Annotated in this window: 1 protein-coding gene; it reads right to left on the reverse strand. The window is 31.6% G+C overall.

Features of this window, described 5'->3' with window-relative positions:
* Positions 1 to 462 precede the first annotated feature (462 nt).
* Positions 463 to 1470, reverse strand: a complete 1008-nt coding sequence (locus STRDD10_RS09865; protein WP_067195658.1) for a protein rep — start codon at positions 1468 to 1470, stop codon at positions 463 to 465.
* Positions 1471 to 2151 lie beyond the last annotated feature (681 nt).

Here is a 2151-nt window from a genome sequence, read left to right on the forward strand (position 1 = left end):
CTTTTTATTTTTTTCAAAGCTAGTATAAACTAAATTCCATCATACTTTTATAACAGACACTTTAATAAATTCTTTATTAAAGTTTTTATTAAACTTTTTTGCTCCAAAATAAAATCCCTAACAAAATGATTTCTTTGAAATCATTTTCTAAAATTTGCGAAGCGAGGGGCTTGGGGGTGAACCCCAAAAACATTTTAAAGACAGCTTTCTCTTTTTTAAACGATACTTGTTTTCGTAAAATGGGGGAGAGGTGGACTTTAAAATTTTGATTTGTCCTGACAAATCAGATGCTTGCAAAAGAAAAATACCCCCTATTTTCGCCCTTATTTTCGTCCAGAATCGATTTTAATAAAACGAGCCTGTATTTATCCCTTGAAATACCTAAACTCACTTAAAATCAATTTTGGGACTTCTGAGGACATCTTAAAAAATAAAAAAAGAACCTCTAAAAATTTTTAGAGGTCACTCTTTGATAAAATAATTCATTCTCTGCCAATTCCATACAGCAATAATTTGTCGAACTGCTGAAACTTTTTCTATCTCTTCGTCTCCAGTTTGAATTAAATTTCCATTTTCGATGTCATCAAAGTCCATTTCTTTTTTAATTTCTTTGAAGAGTTTTCCAAATCCAATTTGTCGTTTTCGATGTAAACCATTCATCATATCATCAACTATTTGTAATTTTTCATCTTCACTCAAGATAATTTTATTTCCGTCTTTATCTTTTTCCATGTCAAATGGTTTGACTGGATACTTTGCGGTTTCTAAAATCGCTTTTTTAAATCCCTTATCTTTTTCGACTGCTTTATTTTTTACGGCTCGAATATCGACCATGGGAGTGTAATCTAACTTCATAGCCTTCTGCCACAATTTTGTCCATTCTTCTTGAGATATATAATTTTCGCTATTCCCTCTATTTCCTGTAAAATAACTAGACTTCACCATCAATAACACATGCAAGTGAGGATGATAGTCTTCTCGTTTCTGAGAATAGGTTACCTCAGTCGCTCGAAGAAAACCAATCAAATTTTTATCAACTTTTTTATATTGCATCAACCGACGGAAACCTTCAGTTATTTTAGATAAAGTTTGATTTAGATTTTCTCCAGTCACATTTTTTACTGTCAAAGTCAAAAAGAGAAAACGTCCTTTGGGATAACGAACTAAGGCTTCTTCAATCACTCGCTCTGCCTGATAAGAATATTTCATCGACCGTCTCCAGTTACAAATTGCACATAACTTATTTTTACAAAAATACGTTTGATATAATTTCAGCGAGCCATCTTCTCGCTCGACAAATTTTAAAACCTCAGCACAAAGATAAACACGGCGAAACGATTGGTAACCGAGTTCCTCCAGTTGTTTTGCTAACTCAATATTTTTACATTTCCGTTCTTGCCACTTTTTATCTTTACCAGATTTTGTTTTGTCTTTAAAAATTTTTAAGGCTTGATTTTGTTTATTCTCCATGATATAATTTGAGTACAAATACCTTTCATATGATTGGTACAAAAAAGAATATATTGCGAAAAAGTTTGTACTCTTCTCCTATTCTGTAATTTTGATTTAAGCACTTAAAATTATACCAGAGTTTTATGAAGATTTCAAACTTTTTTTGCGCCCGTAAACAGCTCAACCATGCGGTTTATAGAAGCTTGTAGAAGCAAAAAATAAAATGACGTTATTTCTATATGTATCAAGATAAGAAAAAAGCAGGCAAAAGCCTGCTTTTAAGGGCTTATCAGCCCTCTTTCTCCGTTCAGGAGAAATTCACCCTCTAAACTCAAAATTTAGAAATAATCAATCCAATAACACAACTCGAAATGAAGGTCCTAGATTTTGAGCAATATATTACGCTAAACTTTCAGAAGGATATAACTGAGTTTGCAAAGAATCTTTACTATATTCTGGGAAATGTTTTTCACCATAACCAATAAAATAATAACCCAATCGGTCTATAATTGCATACTGATTCATAAATACATCTATTATACCATATTTCGATTTTTTAAATCAATTCACCGCCAAATACCATTCTTCACTCAAATGACTTTAAAATTTGTGACATCCAATTCGTTCTAGCTGGGAGAAGTCGGATCACATTAACTTGTTTTTTATTTTCTAAGATTTCATAAAACAAAAGATAATCTT

Source organism: Streptococcus sp. DD10 (assembly GCF_001578805.1).
In the GTDB taxonomy this organism is placed as follows: domain Bacteria; phylum Bacillota; class Bacilli; order Lactobacillales; family Streptococcaceae; genus Streptococcus.